Here is a 477-nt window from a genome sequence, read left to right as displayed (position 1 = left end):
CGACCATTCGTGTAGTTCTTTGCCTGAGCGTATCTGTTTTTCTTGCTCTTCTTGGTAAGCCTCAAATTCTTCTGGAGTGAGGTAAAAAGGTAAATAAGCCAAGGGTCACACCGAACCGAAATAGTCAGGCTCTGGGAGAGCTGTTTTACTTTCTCTAAGTTCAAAAGCCTCCAGGGAAGAATATGAGTCGCCAATCATAGCTAGCCCTTTAAAGTCGGCTTGAAGGTACTTAATGTCGAATAGATGTTTCTTGTCTTGTACTTCTTGGCCTTGAAAGTCATGGTTTTTTTCTAGATCCTCAACCATGGATAAGAGTTTTTCCTCTGTTTCAAAAAACAGGTAAGTAATGCTACATGATTGATTTCGAAATACTTCAGTCTGAGCTACATCTAGATAAAAACAGTCGTCGTTTCGGTGACCTAGCGCAATGACCTTACGGCTAACATTGTATTTTGCGTATATCCAGTCTTCTCGTTC

1 pseudogene is annotated in these 477 nt (G+C 40.9%); it reads right to left on the bottom strand.

Annotation, left to right across the window (positions count from 1 at the left end):
- Positions 1 to 105 precede the first annotated feature (105 nt).
- Positions 106 to 477: pseudogene (locus UA76_RS23890) on the bottom strand (hypothetical protein); the annotation flags it as partial.

The organism is Vibrio mexicanus (assembly GCF_001012815.1).
Classification (GTDB): domain Bacteria; phylum Pseudomonadota; class Gammaproteobacteria; order Enterobacterales; family Vibrionaceae; genus Vibrio; species Vibrio mexicanus.
The sequence above is the reverse complement of the archived record's forward strand: the minus strand, read 5'-3'. Positions and strand labels throughout refer to the sequence as shown.